Here is a 16,092-nt window from a genome sequence, read left to right as displayed (position 1 = left end):
CTTTTTTTTATCTCAGGCCAGGGCGCTTTTTCCTGGATGCGATGCGGTTTCCGATGATCATTCCCAGCAGCAAAACCCCGGCCCCGGCAAGGAACCATTTCAGGCCCGCCGAGAAAAACGCGTCCGATACCTGCTTTTCCAGGGTCTGGATCCGCTGATCTTTTTCTTCCAGGGTTTTTGTGAGGCTGGCGTGCTCATCTTTGAGCTTTAGGTAATCTCCGGATTCCTCCTGAAGGGTGGCATATTCATTTTCCAGGGATTGGAGTTCCTCCCGGGTGCTTGTCAGCTCATCGGCCAACTCCTGGTTGCGTTTGATCAGGCGCTGGTTTTCCTCGGTTAAAGACTTTACCTTTGTGCGCAACGGCCCGATTTCCTCCTGCAGGGAGTCGGCCACCAGGCTTTTGGGCTTTCCCCTGGTGACATAACGGGAAAACACCCAACCGGTGGTGTTATCTGAGAGGCGAATCCGGGTCCAGTTATCCTCCGTTTCCAGGGTTTCCACGGTCTGGCCGGATTTGAGCATCTTAATGATCCGGTAATTCAGGCCGGGACCGGTCCGAAGGGTGATTTCCATCAGATCGCCGATATAGCGGGTCTCGGCATGGGACGGGGCTGCCATGCATATGGACAAAAATCCGAGAATAAAAACAATCGCCGTTTTTTTCATATTATTACCGGTTCCTTTAAGGTTGATAAGCCTGTAAAAAGACTTTTCACAGGCAGTGTTCAGTTTTAAGTGATGAAGTGTTAAGTAAACTCAAAAAGTTATTTTTTTATTGTTTGGCGATTATACCAGTTTTAGGATTTTTTACGGTGCCCTCAAGGTTTGATGTAAAAACAAAACATACCCAATCTGCCTGCGCGGTGCAAGACAAAATCCCCGGCCCGTTTGCTACGGACCGCAGGTCTGCAGATGCGCTGCAAGGTTTGAAAGCCGCCTGGCGGGCTTGTTGTTTTTCAGGGCAACACCGATGGCCTTGGCATTGCCCACCAGTACAACCAGGTGCCTGGCCCGGGTGATGGCCGTATAGAGCAGATTGCGCTGTAGCATGACATAGTGCCGGGTGACCATGGGCAAAATCACGGCCGGATATTCCGATCCCTGGGATTTGTGCACGGTAATGGCGTATCCAAGGGTCAGTTCGTCGAATTCGTCGGCTTCATAAGAGATCTGCCGGCCGTCATAGTCCACCCGCAAAACCGGATCTGCGGGTTCCGTGCCGGTGATAATGCCGATATCCCCGTTAAAGACCTCCTTGGCATAATTGTTTTTCAGGTGCATGACCCGGTCGTTGACGCAGAACTCGTGATCCAGGGACTTGATCCCTTTTTTGCCGGGATTTAGGGCCTTTTGCAGCCTTTGATTCAAACTGATGGTGCCCGCCGGGCCCTTGTGCACGGGTGAGAGCACCTGGATGTCCCGGCCGGGCGCAAGACCGTAAATATCCGGAAGGGTTCGGGTGGCAAGATCCACGATGGCTTCTGCCGCCTCCTCGGGCGTGTGGGCCTCAAGCAGGCAAAATTCCTGCCTGCTGCTGTTTGCATCCATGTTTTCGGGCTCAGGCGTGCGGCCGCGCCGGATATTGTGGGCGTTGCGGACAATGGCGCTTCGGGCGGCCTGCCGGAAGATTTCAGTTAAAAAATGCACCGGAATGCGGCCGGACGCAATAATGTCGGCCAGCACATTTCCCGGCCCCACCGGCGGCAGCTGAAATACGTCGCCCACAAGGATGAGCCGGGCATTGAATCGCGTGGCGCCCACAAGGTGGTACATCAGCTCCGCATCGATCATGGAGGCTTCGTCAACAATGATCACATCAGCCTCAACCGGGTTGTCCCGGGACTTGTCAAAACAGCCGGTTTCAAAATGATAGCCCAGCAGCTTGTGGATGGTGTGGGCGGTTTTTCCGGTGATTTCCGTCAGGCGCCGGGCAGCCCGGCCTGTGGGTGCTGCCAGACAGACCCGGAAGCCTGCGCTTTTGAAAACCGCGGCAATGCACTGGACCAGGGTGGTTTTGCCGGTGCCCGGCCCGCCGGTGATCACTGAAACCGGGGAGGCCAGCACCCCTTCCAGTGCCTGTTTCTGCTCATCTGAAAGCCGGACGGCGAATCGGTCCTCCATTTGTTCTGCCGGATCAATATTGTTTAAAAGAGCCGGTTCCGGACAAGAAGACATCATGGCCGAAAGGCGCATTGCAATGCCGGTTTCAGCCTCGTGGAGCAGGGGGAGATAGATATGCCGGCATTTGTCATTTGACTGACCGTCGCCGTTGCCGGCTTCCATGTACATCTTGCCGGCAGCAAGCAATTGTGCCAGGCCCAGGCCGGCGGATTGGTTGTCGACTCCGAATTTTTGTTCAAGCTTGCGAAACAGTTCGTCTTCCGGATAAAACATGTGACCGGAAGATGCGCTCTGATAAAGCAGATGCTCGATGCCGGCCGCAGCCCGCACTTCCGGATCGGGCTGCAGGTCCGCGTGTCTGGCAATGGCATCAGCGATCACAAAGCCCTGGCCCGGAATGTCTTCTGCCAGCCGGAAAGGATCACGGGTGAGCACTTCCATGGCCTCAACGCCGTATTGTCTGAATATCTTTCCCGCATATGCGGCTTCAATGCCGTGCTGCTGCAGAAACTCCATGATATCGGCAATACTTCTGTGATGCTCCCACTGCCGGGCGATATCCGCAGCCCGGGCTTCACCGATACCCGGTATTTCCCGGAGCCGCTCAGGCTGGTTGTCCAGGATATCCAGGGCTTTTGTGCCAAAAGCTTCGATAATGCTTTCGGCAAGGCCCGGACCGATGCCCTTGATCAGGCCGGAGCCCAGGTACTGCCGGATTCCGTCCACCTCCGAGGGGCGGGTGACTTGGGCCTGCTGAAACGCGAACTGCTCCCCGTAGCGCGGATGGGTCACCCATTTGCCAAGAATTTTTATTGCCTGGCCCGGGGCGGCTCCGGGCAGGTGTCCCACAATGGTGACCCCGGCCCTGTCCGGCCCGGCTTCCATCTGCGCAACCGTGTAATGGGTATCTGTGCTGTGAAATGTGATCCGTCGGATCCGGCCCTGGATTTCCATCATGGCGTCGGGCTACCGGCCATCGTTTGCAACGGCAAACGCGTCATGATAACCCGCCCGGATCAAATGCAGTTCCGTGTCCCGGGCTTTTGCCAGGGAGTCAAACCGGCCAACCCGGACACGGTAAAATGTGGCATCAGCACGGTTGACCTCGGTGACGGTCACCGGGTTGTAATCCGCCGCCGCAAGAGTGGCGTGCATGGCTTCTGCCAGATCCTTTTCCGAGAACGCTCCGATCTGGATGGTGAAATCCCCGGTGTGATAATCGCCGTGGCTGCCGGAGGCCTTTTGGCGCTGCGGATGGTCTTTTTCCAGCACTGCGATTTCCACCGGTGCCGTGCCCGGCCCGATCATATCGATTTGCCGGGCGGCATGGCGGGACAGGTCAATGATCCGGCCCTTGACAAAGGGGCCCCGGTCGTTGATTCGCACCACAGTCTGCTTGTAGTTGCGCTTGTTTTTCACCAGTACGTACGTGCCCATGGGAAGGGTCTTATGGGCGGCCGTGCGCGCGTCCATGTTGTAGGTTTCCCCGCTGGCGGTTTTGCGGCCGTGAAAAGGGTGGCCGTACCACGAAGCGTATCCGGATTCGCGAAACCCGCGGGAATCCGGTATGGGATGATACCACTGACCGTTTATCTGATAGCTTTTGGATGTTTTTTCCGCCGGCGGCGGGGTTGTTTGGCACCCGGCAAGCCAGAGGCCGGCGGCTGCCGCAAAAGCCAGAATCAGGGCAAACCGCCGGCCCGTACCCGGAGACAGGGTCATAACAGAAAATCCTTTGGTCCTTTTGAAGCCAGCCTGCTATTTGCCAAGGGCGATGCGCAGCACCTGGCGCATTTTCTCCACAAAATGAAACTCGATTTCTTCTTTGACATTGGCCGGAATGTCTTCCATGTCCTTTTCATTGAACTTGGGAAGGATGATGCTTCTGATTCCGGCCCGGTGTGCGGCCAGCACTTTTTCCTTGATTCCGCCAACCGGCATGACCTGACCCCGGAGGGTGATCTCACCGGTCATGGCCAGGTCCTTGGATGTGGGCGTGTTGGTCAGAAGCGATGCAATGGCGGTCAGCAGTGTGACGCCTGCAGAGGGCCCGTCTTTGGGAACCGCTCCGGCCGGAACGTGGACGTGCAGGTCGTGTTTGTCAAAAAAGTCTTCGGGTATCTTGAGTACGCCGGCATTGGCCCGGATATAGCTTAAAGCCGCATTGGCCGATTCCTTCATCACTTCCCCGAGCTGGCCGGTGAGGGTGAGCTTGCCGCTGCCCTTCATGGCCGTGGCCTCGATAAAAAGAAGATCCCCGCCGGCCTCGGTCCATGCCAGTCCCATCACCACCCCGGGGGTGGCAACCCGCTTTTTGATTTCGTCGAAGGAATAGCGCACCGGGCCGAGATAATCGCGCACATCTTTGCGGCCCACCTTTACGAATTCGGCTTCCTCTTTGGCGATCTTTGTGGCCGCGCCCCGGCAGACGTTGGCCAGTTCCCGTTCCAGATTGCGCAGGCCCGCCTCCCGGGTATAGCCGGAAATAATGTGCTTGACAGCCCCCGGAGTGATGTTGATCTGGTCGGCTTTCAGGCCGTGGGCGGTTCTTTGGCGGGGAATCAAAAAGCGCGTGGCGATTTTTAGTTTGTCTTCCATGGTATAGCCAGACAGCCGCAGGACCTCCATACGGTCGAGCAGGGCCGGAGGGATGGTATCCAGGATATTGGCCGTGGTGACAAACATGACCTTTGAAAGGTCAAATGCCACGTCCAGGTAATGATCCGTAAACGAATAGTTCTGCTCGGGATCCAGCACTTCCAGAAGCGCAGATGACGGATCTCCCCGGAAGTCTGCGCCCACTTTGTCGATTTCATCGAGCATGAATACCGGGTTTTTGGATTCGGATCTGCGGATGCCCTGGATGATGCGTCCCGGCATGGCCCCGACGTAGGTGCGCCGGTGGCCGCGGATTTCCGCCTCATCCCGGATGCCGCCCAGGGCCACGCGGACAAACTTGCGTCCCAGTGCCCGGGCAATGGAGTTGCCCAGCGATGTTTTGCCCACTCCGGGCGGGCCCACCAGGCACAGAATCGGTCCTTTGATCTCCGGGTTGAGCTTGAGCACGGCCAAATATTCCAGTATCCGGCGTTTTGCCTTTTCCAGGCCGTAGTGATCGTTTTCCAGGACTTTCTCCGCGCTTTCCAGGTCCAGGTTGTCGTCTGTGGTTTCATTCCAGGGAAGGGCGGTCATCCAGTCCAGATAGGTCAGGGCCACGGAATATTCGGCTGAGGACGGATGCATGCGGCTCAGCCGGTTTAATTCCCGCTCGGCCTCTTTTCTGGCTTCTTCGGGCAGGTTTTTTTCATGGATCTTTGTGCGGTATTCCTCCACTTCGCTGCCGGATTCATCTATTTCCCCGAGTTCCTGCTGAATCGCCTTGAGCTGCTGGCGCAAGTAGTATTCCCGCTGCTGCTTTTCCATGTCGCCCTTGACCTGGGACTGGATCTTGTTGCCGATTTCCAGGATTTCAAACTGGTAGCTCACCAGCTGGGTGACCTTGCGCAGCCGGGCCTTGATGTCATAGAGTTCGAGCACTTCCTGCTTTTCCTGAACCCCGGAGTCTATGGTGGAGGTGACCATGTCGGCCAGCGTGCCGGGTTCCTCCAGGGATTTGGCCATGGAGCCCATCTCGTCGGGCAGGGCAGAGGACAGTTGTACCACCTGCTGGTACTGGGAGACCAGGTTGGACATCATGGCCTCGGTTTCCTTGTCCCGGGCTTCCTCGATGCGCACATGTTCCACCTGCGCCTTGAGATAGGGCTGAGTTTCCAGATACTCCCGGACATTAAACCGCCCGATGCCCTGGAGCAGAATCTGGGCCCGGTTGTCCTCTGCCTTGGCCATTTTCAGAATCATCGCGCTGCAGCCTACTTCGTAGAGATCCGCTGCGCTATATTCGTTTTTGGGGTCCGTATGCCGTGAGGCCACCACGCCCACCAGCCGGTCCCTGGACATGGCCTCGTCAATGAGCTGGATGGATTCCTGCTGCATGACAATTAAGGGCAGGACCATCTTGGGAAACAGCACCACGTTAAACAGCGGGAGAATCGGCAGTTGCTCGGGTATATTGTCAAGGTTCGGAGTTTGTTGCTGCGGGCTTTGTGCCATTTATTTGCCTCCGGATCTGTCCGTTTGAAATGGATACAAGGATCGGGTCTAGTCCGAGCTGATCGGAATGGTTTGCCGTTTCTGGGACGGCAGTTTGGCGACCTCAATGTAGAGAAATCCGTTTTTATGCCTGGCGGTAATGTTTTCCGTATCCACAGGGGCCTTCAGGTAAAGGATCCGCTCAAAAGGGCCGTACTGGATTTCGGCCAGGCGGTATCTGCCATTTGGCGCCGGCGGGGCCCCCTGCCGCCGGCCGGAGATCCGTATGGCCCTGGGGTTGACTTCCAGTTCCAGGTCCTCCTTGTCCACGCCGGGCACCTCGGCTGTGATGTAGATCTTTTCCGCTGTCTCATAAATATCGAGCTGAGGTTTCCAGGTGGCCTGGGAGGAAAAGGAAAACATCGGGCTCATGGATTGAAACAGGTCTGAAATGTTTTTCTGGAAATTGGATTCGTCAAAATCATTGGTGAATCGAATCTTGATGTATTCCATCAGCCGAACTCCCCGGATTGGCGATTGAAAGTTTCAAGGTTGACGGCTTTGTAAAAATCCCATTATCTGTGTTACGCGCGATTTTTCAGAATTTCACGTACAGCTAAGTACGCTGCATTCTTCAAAATCGCGCAAGCCTTGATCTTGAACTTTTTACGAAGCCGTCTAAAAACCGACTTTTTACGAGTGCATCAAGGTTGCCCGGCCTGCTGCAGGCCCGTGCACTTCTCTTTTATTAAATTAACACTGGTTTGCGGATTTGTAAAGTTTTCAGGGGGCCGCGTTTGACCAGCGGCCGGCGGCTTTTATTGTTCTGCCGAAACACTGCGCTCCGAGCGGCCCAGCACCCATGCCACGCCACAGCCCGCCATGAAGCTGTGGCGGGTTTCCACCAGGGGACTGTCTTCAAACACGGCTCCGGCCAGGTTGTCGTATCGGACAAACATGCCGACCCAGGTGTTTTCAAACCGGCGGCTGGCAGAAAACAGCAGGGAAGAGCCGCTGTAGCCGCCTTCGGCTTCCCAGGCCGGCCGGTTTTTTGTGACGTATTCGGGTTTGACTTCATAATAATAGGCGTGATAGCGCCGATCGGCAAAAATCGGGCCCAGGGTGACCCCAAAATTCCAGCCACCGGCCATGTCCATGAGATCCAGGTTGATCTGGGGATGGGCCTTCCAGCCCTCATGATCAATGAAAGTGAAATCCGAGGCAAACACCGCCCGAATGGGCAGGCGGAAGCGGAGCCGGGCGCGGTTGTTTTCGTAAAGCAGGTAATTGATCGACGGGCCGATTTCCCCCACCGGATCCAGGTCCGGCATGTTTTCCCGGGCATCGCCCTTGTCGCTGGAAGCCGGTATGGCCCCGTCTGCACTTATATCCACCCGGAGTTTCGGCGTATCATACAAAAGTCCCCGGATGCCCTCCCGGTCCACTTTCAGGAAATCGCCCCGGAAGATCACGTAGGGCATGGGCACCAGATAGAATTCCTGGTTTTCCGAGCCCCGGTAGGCGGGCATGGTCAACGGGGCAACGCCGATGCCAAGTTCCCACAGGGGTTTTTGCTCAAGGGTTTCAGCGTGTACAGGGGCGGCAAAGGCCGTTATGAATACCAGTATGGCAAAAAAAAGCCGCTTGCAGGACTTTGCCCGTAGCAGAAAAAATATGTTGACCGTGTTCATGAAAGTTGCCTGCTTCCTTTCTGTTTTTTCATGGTAAATGCCGGGTAGTTCTCAGGCCGGTAGGCGCGCTTGTGCGCTCCCAGGCAAAGGCCCTGGAGCATGGCCCGGTCGGTGCTGTTTAAAATCATGTGCATAAGATCCGCACCGCGCAACTGGCCCAGACTGCCGGCTGTTGCGGCGATTTCGTCAAACCGGTGCACCGGGTCTTTTCGGATGGCGCCGCCGGCCATGGCCAGAGGTACGGTTTCGCCTGAATGAATCAGTTTGGCGTCGCTGGGTGTGCTGTGATCTGCTGTGACCACGGCAAGGATGTCTTTTTCTTTTGTTTCCAGCATATTCAAAAGGCCGGCAAACCCGGTGTCCAATGCGGAGATGACGTCTGCCTTGCGCTCCGGGCTTTCCCTGTGCGAGACCTGATCCGGGGCCTTGGTGTGCACGTGGATAAAATCATGATCCGGATCGTCAATGGCGGTTTGAATTCTTTCGGCCATGTCCTTTCCGGGATTTGCCGAATTCCGCACCCGGGTAAAATCAAATCCCAGTTCCGTGGCAAGACCCTGGTATACCCCCCCGGATGCGATCATGGCCGGTGAAAACCCCCATTTATCCCCAAACCCGGCAATTGGCTTTTTTCGGCCTGAGCGCTGGGTCACAAGGAAATTGGGGTTCAAGGCCGGTCCCGGGGCGCCGGGGGCTGCGTCCAAGTCCTTTAACCGATCCGCGCACCAGGCAAGGTAATGGTTTAGGGTGTCGGCGGTTTTTGCCGCCCGGTCCGGCTCTTTGGTACGGGCAAGGGGCATGATCCTGGCAATGGGGCTTTTTCTCAAAACGGGATCCGAATCTGAAATATCCGGGCTCACATGGCCGGAGATGGCCAGGATTGCGTCATTGCGCCCGGTCTGGTGGAGCCGGAAGCCGATGTTTTTGTATTCATATGCGCTGATCTGTTTGTAAAACCGGCTTAAAAAATCCCGGTCCCCAACGATATCATCCCTGCCCTGTTCCAGAAACGCCCTCTGGTTTGAATCAATTCCGACCCGGCAGAGATGGGCCAGCACCAGTACCTCGGAATCGGCAAACGGGACTTTTTCACCCGCAGCCTCCAGCAGACCCCGGCCGGGAAAATCGGCAAGGGTGTAGCCAAACATCAGAAAATGGGCCATTTCGCTTGGCAAACAGCGCCCCGGGGACAGGGCGTGATAGGTCCCGTTGGCCCCTATGGCGGCAATTCTGTCCAGGCTGGGGGTGCGGGCTGCGGCCAGGGGGGTTTTGTGCCCCAGCCGGGCATAAGTGCGGTCGCCCAAACCGTCTAACAAAACCAGGATCACCTTCATGCTTTGATTCTCCATTAGGGGGCGCGGGCAATCGGGTTTAAAGTGCGATGGTACTCGTTTGATTTTTTGCCCCCGGGCCGGCCAGGTATTGGTCAACGATCTTTCGGGTTTGCATCAATCCTTCGTGTTCTCTGATTTCAAGGGTCCACCAGGTGCATCCCGTGTCCATGAGAAGATCCAGACGCTGTGCAATGTCGGCAATATCTGATGGCGGAATATGTCCCTTCCCCTCAATTTCTTCGTGATAGACATGGGCGCTGCAAATGCGGTTTTTGTGCGGGGACAAAAAGTCCTCCGGGCTGTACTGCTGGGTCTGCACGGCCTGACAGACCCGGGCATGGCCGATGTCAAAGGTGATGCCCGCGCCAGAGTACCGGATGAGTTTTTCGAACAAATTGGGCTTTGCTGTCCACCCCCACGCAAGGTTCTCCAGGCAGAGACGCACGTTTAAGCCTGCGGCATAATTGACAAGATTCCGGAGGCTTTCAATGGTGGTGTTCCATGACAGAATCCGGGTGGTATCCCGGCCCAGACCCACATGCAGGGTTAGGTAACCGCCCCCTGTTTTGGCGACCAGCCGGATGATTTTTCGAAAAAGGGCAGTGGCACGCCGCTGCTGCGCAGGATCTTCATGACCGATATCCACCCGGTCAAACGGGCAGTGATAACGGATTTCCAGGGGGGCCAGAGCTTTGATTTGCTTTGCCCACAGGCTTTCTTCACGGGGGCTTTGTGGTATGCCGGCGATATCAAATGACCAGTCAATTCCGTCAAATCCGTGTCTCCGGGCAAAAGCGTAAAGGTCCCGGGGATTTTTCATAAAATTGCACATGGCGATTTTTACCGCCGGCTTTTTGAATTTCTTTATTTCTGATTCATCCATTGGCTCATGACCTTGCTTGCGATTCTCTGATGCTCTGGTATCTGGCCTTGCATATAGGCGGTTACAATCTCCCGGACAACCGGGCCGGCAAATTCATGAAAATAGCGCATAACCGGTTCGATGTCCACGCCTGTTGCCCCCGTGCATTTTTTGTAATTTCCCGAAAGGCTGCAGCAAAGCTGTTCTTTGCCCTGCTGCCATGGCATTTCCAGGATTTTTTCAATTTCAGTGCCGTCAGCAATTTCAGCCAGTGGCATGTTTAAGCGGATGCCAAAAAAACCGAGAGCCTCTGAGTAAAAATCCAGGGCATTTTTGACCTGGTTGATTTTGACGGCTCCGTTGTGAGAGGTCCGTTCGCCTGCGACAATATCGGCATTGCCCAGTTTTCCGGCCAGGGGAACGCGCACGCTGTGCAGGTACAGGTGACAGCCCGGGCACGGCGAATATTTGCCGAAGCGCTCCACACAGTCGCTTATAAAACGGCCGTTTAGCGTATGCCAGAATTCAGGCGAGCCCACTATGAGCAGCGGGTGCACCCGGACTTGCGGCAGGCGCCGGGCAAGGCGGCCCACGGCCTCCGGCACGCTTTGCCATTGACCGTACTCGGTTCCGGTATAGGCATAGACCGGCAAAAGGTTGTTGTATCCGTTTTGTTCGGCCGCACATACCGCGGCGGCCACACTGTCCCGGCCGGCGATTTCAACAATGGCCAGATCCTGCATCTGCTGATAGGCCTCTATGTGTTTTTGCGGCAGCATCCATTCGGGCAGAGCAGTGACCAGTTCCGGCTTGTCCCGGAAAACCGCTGCCAGTTTTTTGTTCCGGTGGTTTGTTGTGCCAAAAGTGCCCATCCTGGCTCCTGTGGTTTGATTCGGATCGGTTTGGAGTGTGGATCTGCTGCAAATAAATATATACCTTCAGCCGCAATAGTGAAAGGCACAATCCTGCAGCCGTTGAAAAAAGCAGCAGGTGCAGGATTGATCTTCTGACAAATGGAGTGGAACATATTTTTTGGTGATTTTTATGATGGCACAAAGATTGCTAAGGTAAGAGCAGTTGACCAGTTAAGTTGTCCTCCTTAATTGTCAACCTTCCTGATTCAGCAGCGCACCGGGAATTGCCGGCCTGGTGCGCTGCTGATTTTTTTGCGCTCCCGGCGGGGTGCAAAACAGTGGTTTCCATGTGTTGCTGTTACACGTGTTACCCGGACGTTGGGGTAACGTTTATGGTGGCCGCTTTGCTGGTTTGATTCCGGCCCCTACGACACCCTTGGCGTGGGAGCCGGGTTTGCTCTGGCAGCCGCTCTTGCCCGGCCGGATAGCGCTGTTTGGATCCTGTGCGGTGACGGGGCTGCGGGCTGCAGCGTAATCGAGTTTGACACTTTTGTGCGCCATGGGCTCCCGGTTATCGCCCTTGTGGGAAATGATGCCGGCTGGAGCCAGATTGCCAGGGAGCAGAAGAAGATTTTCGGAGATGACGTGGGCACTGTGCTCAGGCACAATAAATACGATGAAATCGCGGAAGGCCTGGGTGTAAAGGGTTTTTTTGTCTCAGATTCCGAGGCAATCGATTCTGTGATCGATGCGGCAAAAACAGCGGCTGAAAACGGGCATCCGGTACTGGTCAATGCCGTAATCGGCGGCACGGATTTTCGTAAGGGATCGATTTCCATGTAGTGGCCTGATAAAAAAAGGGAGCCCAAAGGCTCCCTTTTGTATTTCAGTCGATGGGCTGCTGCCCATCGAATTTGTTTACTTTATTGTTTTCAAAAGTTATCCGTGACCGCCGAAGACGCCGGGCTGCATGTCTCTGGATTGGGCCCATTTCACGCTGGGATAATCCTCGGGTGAGTCGATGGGTTCTCTGTTGATTGCAGTTTGACGGTCCTGCTCGCCTTCTCTGGCGCGATCCCTGCATTCGCCCTTACAGTGGCCTGTTGCGTCTCGTTCAAGTTCATTCAGAGATGTATCAAACATAATCATCCCTCCTTTTCAAACCCGATGCCGGCTGCAAAAAACTGCTTGTTTTTTCATCAGCCGGCCTTTCGGCTACAAAATACGTATCCCCAGGCCGATGTCAAGGCCTGCTGCGTCAATCAATGATTGCACCGTAAAAAGCTTTTTACCGCACCCGATATTTGTCAGGAAGGAAGCCCTGGGACCGGCGCCGGTTTTTTCGCTCCTGACCGTTTCCGGGTTTCTTCCATCCAGCCCCGGGCAATTTGAAATTTTACTCGCTCCGGCATTGGCTGAATTTATCCCGGAAACGCTCAATGTCGCTTCACAAACCGACCCCGCCCCCGGGCTCCCTTGGAAGGGTTCTTGCCGGGCCAGCCCACGGGACCGGGCATGAAAACAACGCTTTTTACGATTTGGATATGTTGTTCCGGACCCCCTCGGGTGAAATTTTGCGCACAGTTGCCCATGATGCCGGCCCGGTGGCGGTTTGCGAGTCGCATTGAGCGCACAAGCGGTCAGCAGGGAGCAAATCGCCACCGGGTCGGCATCATGCGAAAATTATAGAACCAAGCACTAACAGCAATTTTTTTGAAATTACTTAGAAGTCCGGAGTCTTATATAACCGACAACCAATAAAAGAGTAACTTCTTGATTTTACTTAACACTTAACCACTTAAAACTTAACACTGCTTGCAAAAAGACTTTTTGCAGGCTTATCAATCAATAGTAGGGGGTAAGTTTTTTGAGTATATCGGTTTCCGGGACTGCGCCCGCCATGCTGTCTTTTTCCGCGCCGTTATCGAAAATGATCATAAAGGGTACGTTCATGACCTGGAAGCGGGATGCAAGGGCCGGGTTCTGTTCCATATGAATTTTTGCCACCTTGATTCTGCCGGTCAGGTTCGAGGCAATTCTGTCCACAGCCGGCAAAACCGCCCGGCAGGCCGTGCACCAAGGGGCCCAGAAAACAGCGAGCACCGGTACAGGGGAGTTGACGATTTGGCTTTCAAAAGTGTTTTCGGTCACCTCGACCGGCCGGTTGTTAAAGGCGTCCTGAATTTTCAAGGGTTTTTTGCATTTGCCGCAAACAGATCTGTTGTTGATTTTTTCCCTCGGAATTCCCGAAAGGGCAAATATGCATTGACGAAACCAGACCGTGGCTATAATCTGCTTTGCCCATGAACACCGCCCCTGACAAATCGTCTGCCGGCCGGCCCGCCCGGGGCCGCAACCGGGCGAGAAACCGCGCATGCCAATGCTGCGGCAAAACCGTGATGTTCTGCTGGACCTGCCGGTGCGGCTTTGCCATCTGCCAGAAGTGCATGCTTGAAAATCTCTGGGGGATGTCTTGTAACTCCATCACCTGGTATTGCCCGGACTGCGGCGGGCTAAACGGTTTCGGCAACCAGTAGGCGGGGGAAAAACACGGGGTGGAAGCGGGGCTCAAAAAAGGGGGGGGGGATGCCTTGCTGTTGGTGGATTGTGTGCTTAAATTAAATGGCAAATGACAGTTCAGCGGAACAGGACCGCAAGGAAAAAGGAGCAGGGAACCATGGATAAACGCAAAGCTCAGAGTATCTTAATGGATCGCGAAAAGCTAAGCACCACGCCAAGATGCCCGGCCTGCGGCAAGTATTTCAGCCTGGGCGAAAGGGTTGTGCCGGCCTGCGGCGATTGGGGAAACACACCGCAGCTGGTGCATCAGGAAGATGCTGTATTTGAGGAGGCTTCAGGCCGTTATATCGCGCGAAGATGCGTGGATGTAAACAAGAATCAATCTTAAAGCCGGATTCAGCCGCCTGCGCGTTTTACGGCAAAACCCTCTTTTTTGAGTTCTTCGGCCAGCATTTCCCGATGATCGCCCTGGATTTCGATTTGCCCGTTTTTTACTGTCCCGCCGCTGCCGCACCTGGCTTTCAGCTGTTTGGCCAGTTGCTTCAGCGCTTCCGGGTCAAGGCCGGTTCCGGTAATCAAGGTGACGCCCTTGCCCTTGCGGCCCTTGGTTTCCCGCTTTATGCGCACAATGCCGTCGCCCGGCGATGCCGCTGTTTTTTTCCGGCATTGGCAGGCATCCTGCGGTTTGCCGCATTTCTGGCATATGCGGCCTTTTTCAGTGGAATAGACAAGGCGGCTGTTGTTGTCGCTGGAATGCGTCATTTGGCCTTTTTCCCATCTTTTCATGGTGTTAAAAAAACAGGGAGCAAATGCATTTCTCAATTTTTTCCAATGCCCGGAAAAATGAATGGTTCCGTGGAAAATTAAGCGGCATGAAATATTTTTTCAACCGTTTTTTACAAGTTGGTGCAAAGCCGATTGCCGTTTTTGCCGCAGATAAGTCATTGTTGCTTGTTTGCTGGATTTCTGTTAAATCAAACGGGCAAAAATAAATTAAATCCTGTTTTTCATATTCCCGGGCGGCCATGACACAAAATCCTGTTACCGAATATGCCCCTGCCAGCCGAAGCGACAAAGATGCCATTGATCGCCAGCGAAAACTGCTGGCCGAGTATCAGGGTTCGCTCCGGCAGTTGTATGAAGCCGTGTGCGAAATCGTTCTAATCGTGAACGCCAACAGGCAGATCGTGTTTTTCAATTCCTTTTTTCCTTCCATGCTCAATGTGGATGACCCTGAAACCCTGTACGGGCTCAGACCGGGCGAAGCCATGGGATGCATGTATGCCTGCAGCAATCCCGGCGGCTGCGGGACCAGCCGGTTTTGTACCCAGTGCGGGGGTGTCAACAGCATTCTTTCTGCCCTGAATCAAAGGGATGATCTTCAGGAGTGCCGCCTGTTGAAAGACGAGTCCATGGAGGCCCTTGAACTGCTGGTGCGGACCACTCCCCTTGAAGTACAGGGCCAGTTGTTCAGTATCGTGGCCATTACCGATATCAGTCATGAAAAACGCAGACGGGTGCTGGAGCGTGTTTTTTTTCACGATACCCTGAATACCGCGGCCAGTATCAGGGTGTTTGCGCAGATGCTAAACGACTCCCCGGACCATGAAAACGCGCAAAGCTTTCGGCAGAACCTGCTTTCGGGCATAGAGCAGCTTGCCGATGAGATCAGTTCTCAAAAGGAATTGCTGGCGGCTGAAAGCAATGAACTGGAGGTTAAAAAGCAGGCGGTAGACCCGGCTGCGCTGGCAAGGCAGACGGCTGAAACATATCAGCTTCGATTTCCCGATCATCGTATCGTCGTCCGCAAACCCGGTCACACAGTGACACTGAACACCGATTCCCGACTACTGCAGCGCGTACTTGGCAACATGCTGCTAAATGCCCTTGAAGCAAGCAGTCCGGAGCAGACCGTTACCCTTTCAACCCGGATCATAAAAGACCAAGTGGAATTCCAGGTGCACAATCCAACTCCCTTGTCCAGAGAAAATCAACTCCAGCTTTTCCAGCGCTCCTTTTCCACTAAGGGTCCGGGCCGGGGGATTGGCACCTACAGCATGAAACTGCTGACTGAGCGGTATCTAAACGGCTGGATTTCCGTTGTCAGCTCCCCTGAAAACGGCACCATCTTCAGTGCCACCTATCCGTTATAGCTCCGGCCGTTAAAAAAGTACGACCTTGATGGCACGTTAAAAGTCTAACTTCAGATGTCGGGGCCATCAACCTTGACAGCTTTGTAAATACCACGTTTCCCGCCGGCAGGACCTTGCCTTCAACTTCTTTTACTTATACATCCAAACATCATGCCTGTATTGACCCCTGGTGCAGAATCGATCTGCATGGTTCTTTCGTGCCGTTCTTTATTGGACAAGCTTTATGCGTTTTTTGCGCAATCAAAAGACAAAAAACGTCAGAAACTGAAAAATATCGTCACTTCATGGACGAAAAGCACGCTGCGATTCTATCTTGAGCAATTCAAATTCTTAAAAGATTTTGGCAATTCTTCAGTTAAAAGAACAATACGGTTTAACTCAACTTTCTGAGGAGCTAAATTCAGTTTAAACTTCTGAAATTAAGCTCGATTTGTCACTTGAAAAGCCGAAAAATATGATTGCAGCCC

At 54.4% G+C, this 16,092-nt stretch carries 17 protein-coding genes and 1 pseudogene; 5 read left to right on the top strand and 13 right to left on the bottom strand.

The window, feature by feature from the left end:
• Window positions 1-7 precede the first annotated feature (7 nt).
• The 9 genes from HNR65_RS00090 to HNR65_RS00050 all read right to left on the bottom strand — a co-directional run bounded on the left by HNR65_RS00090 (window position 8) and on the right by HNR65_RS00050 (window position 10,970).
• Window positions 8-667, bottom strand: coding sequence for a TIGR04211 family SH3 domain-containing protein (locus HNR65_RS00090; protein WP_181549417.1), 660 nt, complete (start codon window positions 665-667; stop codon window positions 8-10).
• Window positions 668-892: 225 nt separating this feature from the next.
• Window positions 893-3,079 carry an SF1B family DNA helicase RecD2 gene (recD2, locus tag HNR65_RS00085; RefSeq protein ID WP_181549416.1) on the bottom strand — a complete coding sequence of 729 codons (2,187 nt, stop codon included), beginning with the start codon at window positions 3,077-3,079 and terminating at the stop codon, window positions 893-895.
• A 9-nt stretch (window positions 3,080-3,088) separates the two neighbouring features.
• The gene (locus HNR65_RS00080) at window positions 3,089-3,844 is read right to left on the bottom strand and encodes a septal ring lytic transglycosylase RlpA family protein (protein ID WP_181549415.1); all 756 of its coding nucleotides are present in this window, start codon (window positions 3,842-3,844) and stop codon (window positions 3,089-3,091) included.
• Between the two features lie 36 nt (window positions 3,845-3,880).
• A complete protein-coding gene (lon, locus tag HNR65_RS00075; RefSeq protein ID WP_181549414.1) occupies window positions 3,881-6,232 on the bottom strand; it encodes an endopeptidase La in 2,352 nt (783 codons plus the stop codon).
• Window positions 6,233-6,280: 48 nt separating this feature from the next.
• Window positions 6,281-6,724 (bottom strand): Hsp20/alpha crystallin family protein, encoded by a 444-nt coding sequence (locus tag HNR65_RS00070; protein ID WP_181549413.1) that lies wholly within the window; start codon window positions 6,722-6,724, stop codon window positions 6,281-6,283.
• Window positions 6,725-7,029: 305 nt separating this feature from the next.
• Window positions 7,030-7,902: a MipA/OmpV family protein gene (locus HNR65_RS00065; RefSeq protein ID WP_181549412.1), complete on the bottom strand. Its 873-nt coding sequence runs from the start codon at window positions 7,900-7,902 to the stop codon at window positions 7,030-7,032.
• Entirely contained in the window at window positions 7,899-9,236 is a 1,338-nt protein-coding gene (locus HNR65_RS00060) for a BPG-independent phosphoglycerate mutase family protein (protein WP_181549411.1), read from the bottom strand. Before HNR65_RS00060 ends, HNR65_RS00065 begins: the two co-directional genes overlap by 4 nt.
• Window positions 9,237-9,273: 37 nt before the next feature.
• Complete coding sequence (locus HNR65_RS00055; RefSeq protein WP_181549410.1) at window positions 9,274-10,119, bottom strand: sugar phosphate isomerase/epimerase family protein; 846 nt, start codon at window positions 10,117-10,119, stop codon at window positions 9,274-9,276.
• A complete protein-coding gene (locus HNR65_RS00050) occupies window positions 10,101-10,970 on the bottom strand; it encodes a hypothetical protein (RefSeq protein ID WP_181549409.1) in 870 nt (289 codons plus the stop codon). The genes HNR65_RS00055 and HNR65_RS00050 overlap by 19 nt, the downstream gene beginning before the upstream one ends.
• A 393-nt stretch (window positions 10,971-11,363) precedes the next feature.
• On the opposite strand from HNR65_RS00050, the pseudogene HNR65_RS00045 reads away from it, so the two are divergent.
• Window positions 11,364-11,795, top strand: a pseudogene (locus tag HNR65_RS00045) (thiamine pyrophosphate-dependent enzyme); the annotation flags it as partial.
• Between the two features lie 96 nt (window positions 11,796-11,891).
• Here HNR65_RS00045 and HNR65_RS00040 read toward each other — a convergent pair.
• Window positions 11,892-12,095 (bottom strand): hypothetical protein, encoded by a 204-nt coding sequence (locus HNR65_RS00040; protein ID WP_181549407.1) that lies wholly within the window; start codon window positions 12,093-12,095, stop codon window positions 11,892-11,894.
• A gap of 296 nt (window positions 12,096-12,391) precedes the next feature.
• Here HNR65_RS00040 and HNR65_RS00035 point away from each other — a divergent pair, with 296 nt between their 5' ends.
• On the top strand, window positions 12,392-12,580 hold the full coding sequence (locus HNR65_RS00035) for a hypothetical protein (RefSeq protein WP_181549406.1): 189 nt from the start codon (window positions 12,392-12,394) through the stop codon (window positions 12,578-12,580).
• Between the two features lie 217 nt (window positions 12,581-12,797).
• On the opposite strand, the gene HNR65_RS00030 is transcribed toward HNR65_RS00035, so the two are convergent.
• On the bottom strand, window positions 12,798-13,142 hold the full coding sequence (locus HNR65_RS00030) for a thioredoxin family protein (protein WP_181549405.1): 345 nt from the start codon (window positions 13,140-13,142) through the stop codon (window positions 12,798-12,800).
• Between the two features lie 113 nt (window positions 13,143-13,255).
• Between HNR65_RS00030 and HNR65_RS00025 the strand changes: the two genes are divergently transcribed.
• A complete protein-coding gene (locus HNR65_RS00025; protein ID WP_181549404.1) occupies window positions 13,256-13,489 on the top strand; it encodes a hypothetical protein in 234 nt (77 codons plus the stop codon).
• A 140-nt stretch (window positions 13,490-13,629) separates the two neighbouring features.
• Window positions 13,630-13,860 carry a hypothetical protein gene (locus HNR65_RS00020; RefSeq protein WP_181549403.1) on the top strand — a complete coding sequence of 77 codons (231 nt, stop codon included), beginning with the start codon at window positions 13,630-13,632 and terminating at the stop codon, window positions 13,858-13,860.
• Window positions 13,861-13,868: 8 nt separating this feature from the next.
• On the opposite strand, the gene HNR65_RS00015 is transcribed toward HNR65_RS00020, so the two are convergent.
• Window positions 13,869-14,234, bottom strand: a complete 366-nt coding sequence (locus HNR65_RS00015; protein ID WP_181549402.1) for a translation initiation factor Sui1 — start codon at window positions 14,232-14,234, stop codon at window positions 13,869-13,871.
• Window positions 14,235-14,262: 28 nt separating this feature from the next.
• Entirely contained in the window at window positions 14,263-14,499 is a 237-nt protein-coding gene (locus HNR65_RS00010) for a hypothetical protein (protein ID WP_181549401.1), read from the bottom strand.
• Between HNR65_RS00010 and HNR65_RS00005 the strand changes: the two genes are divergently transcribed.
• Window positions 14,498-15,625, top strand: coding sequence for a sensor histidine kinase (locus HNR65_RS00005; RefSeq protein ID WP_181549400.1), 1,128 nt, complete (start codon window positions 14,498-14,500; stop codon window positions 15,623-15,625). The two genes, HNR65_RS00010 and HNR65_RS00005, sit on opposite strands and share 2 nt — an antisense overlap.
• Window positions 15,626-16,092: the final 467 nt, after the last annotated feature.

It is taken from the genome of Desulfosalsimonas propionicica (assembly GCF_013761005.1).
In the GTDB taxonomy this organism is placed as follows: Bacteria; Desulfobacterota; Desulfobacteria; order Desulfobacterales; family Desulfosalsimonadaceae; genus Desulfosalsimonas; species Desulfosalsimonas propionicica.
Note: the sequence above shows the minus strand (reverse complement) of the source record. Positions and strands in the feature narration are given on the sequence as shown.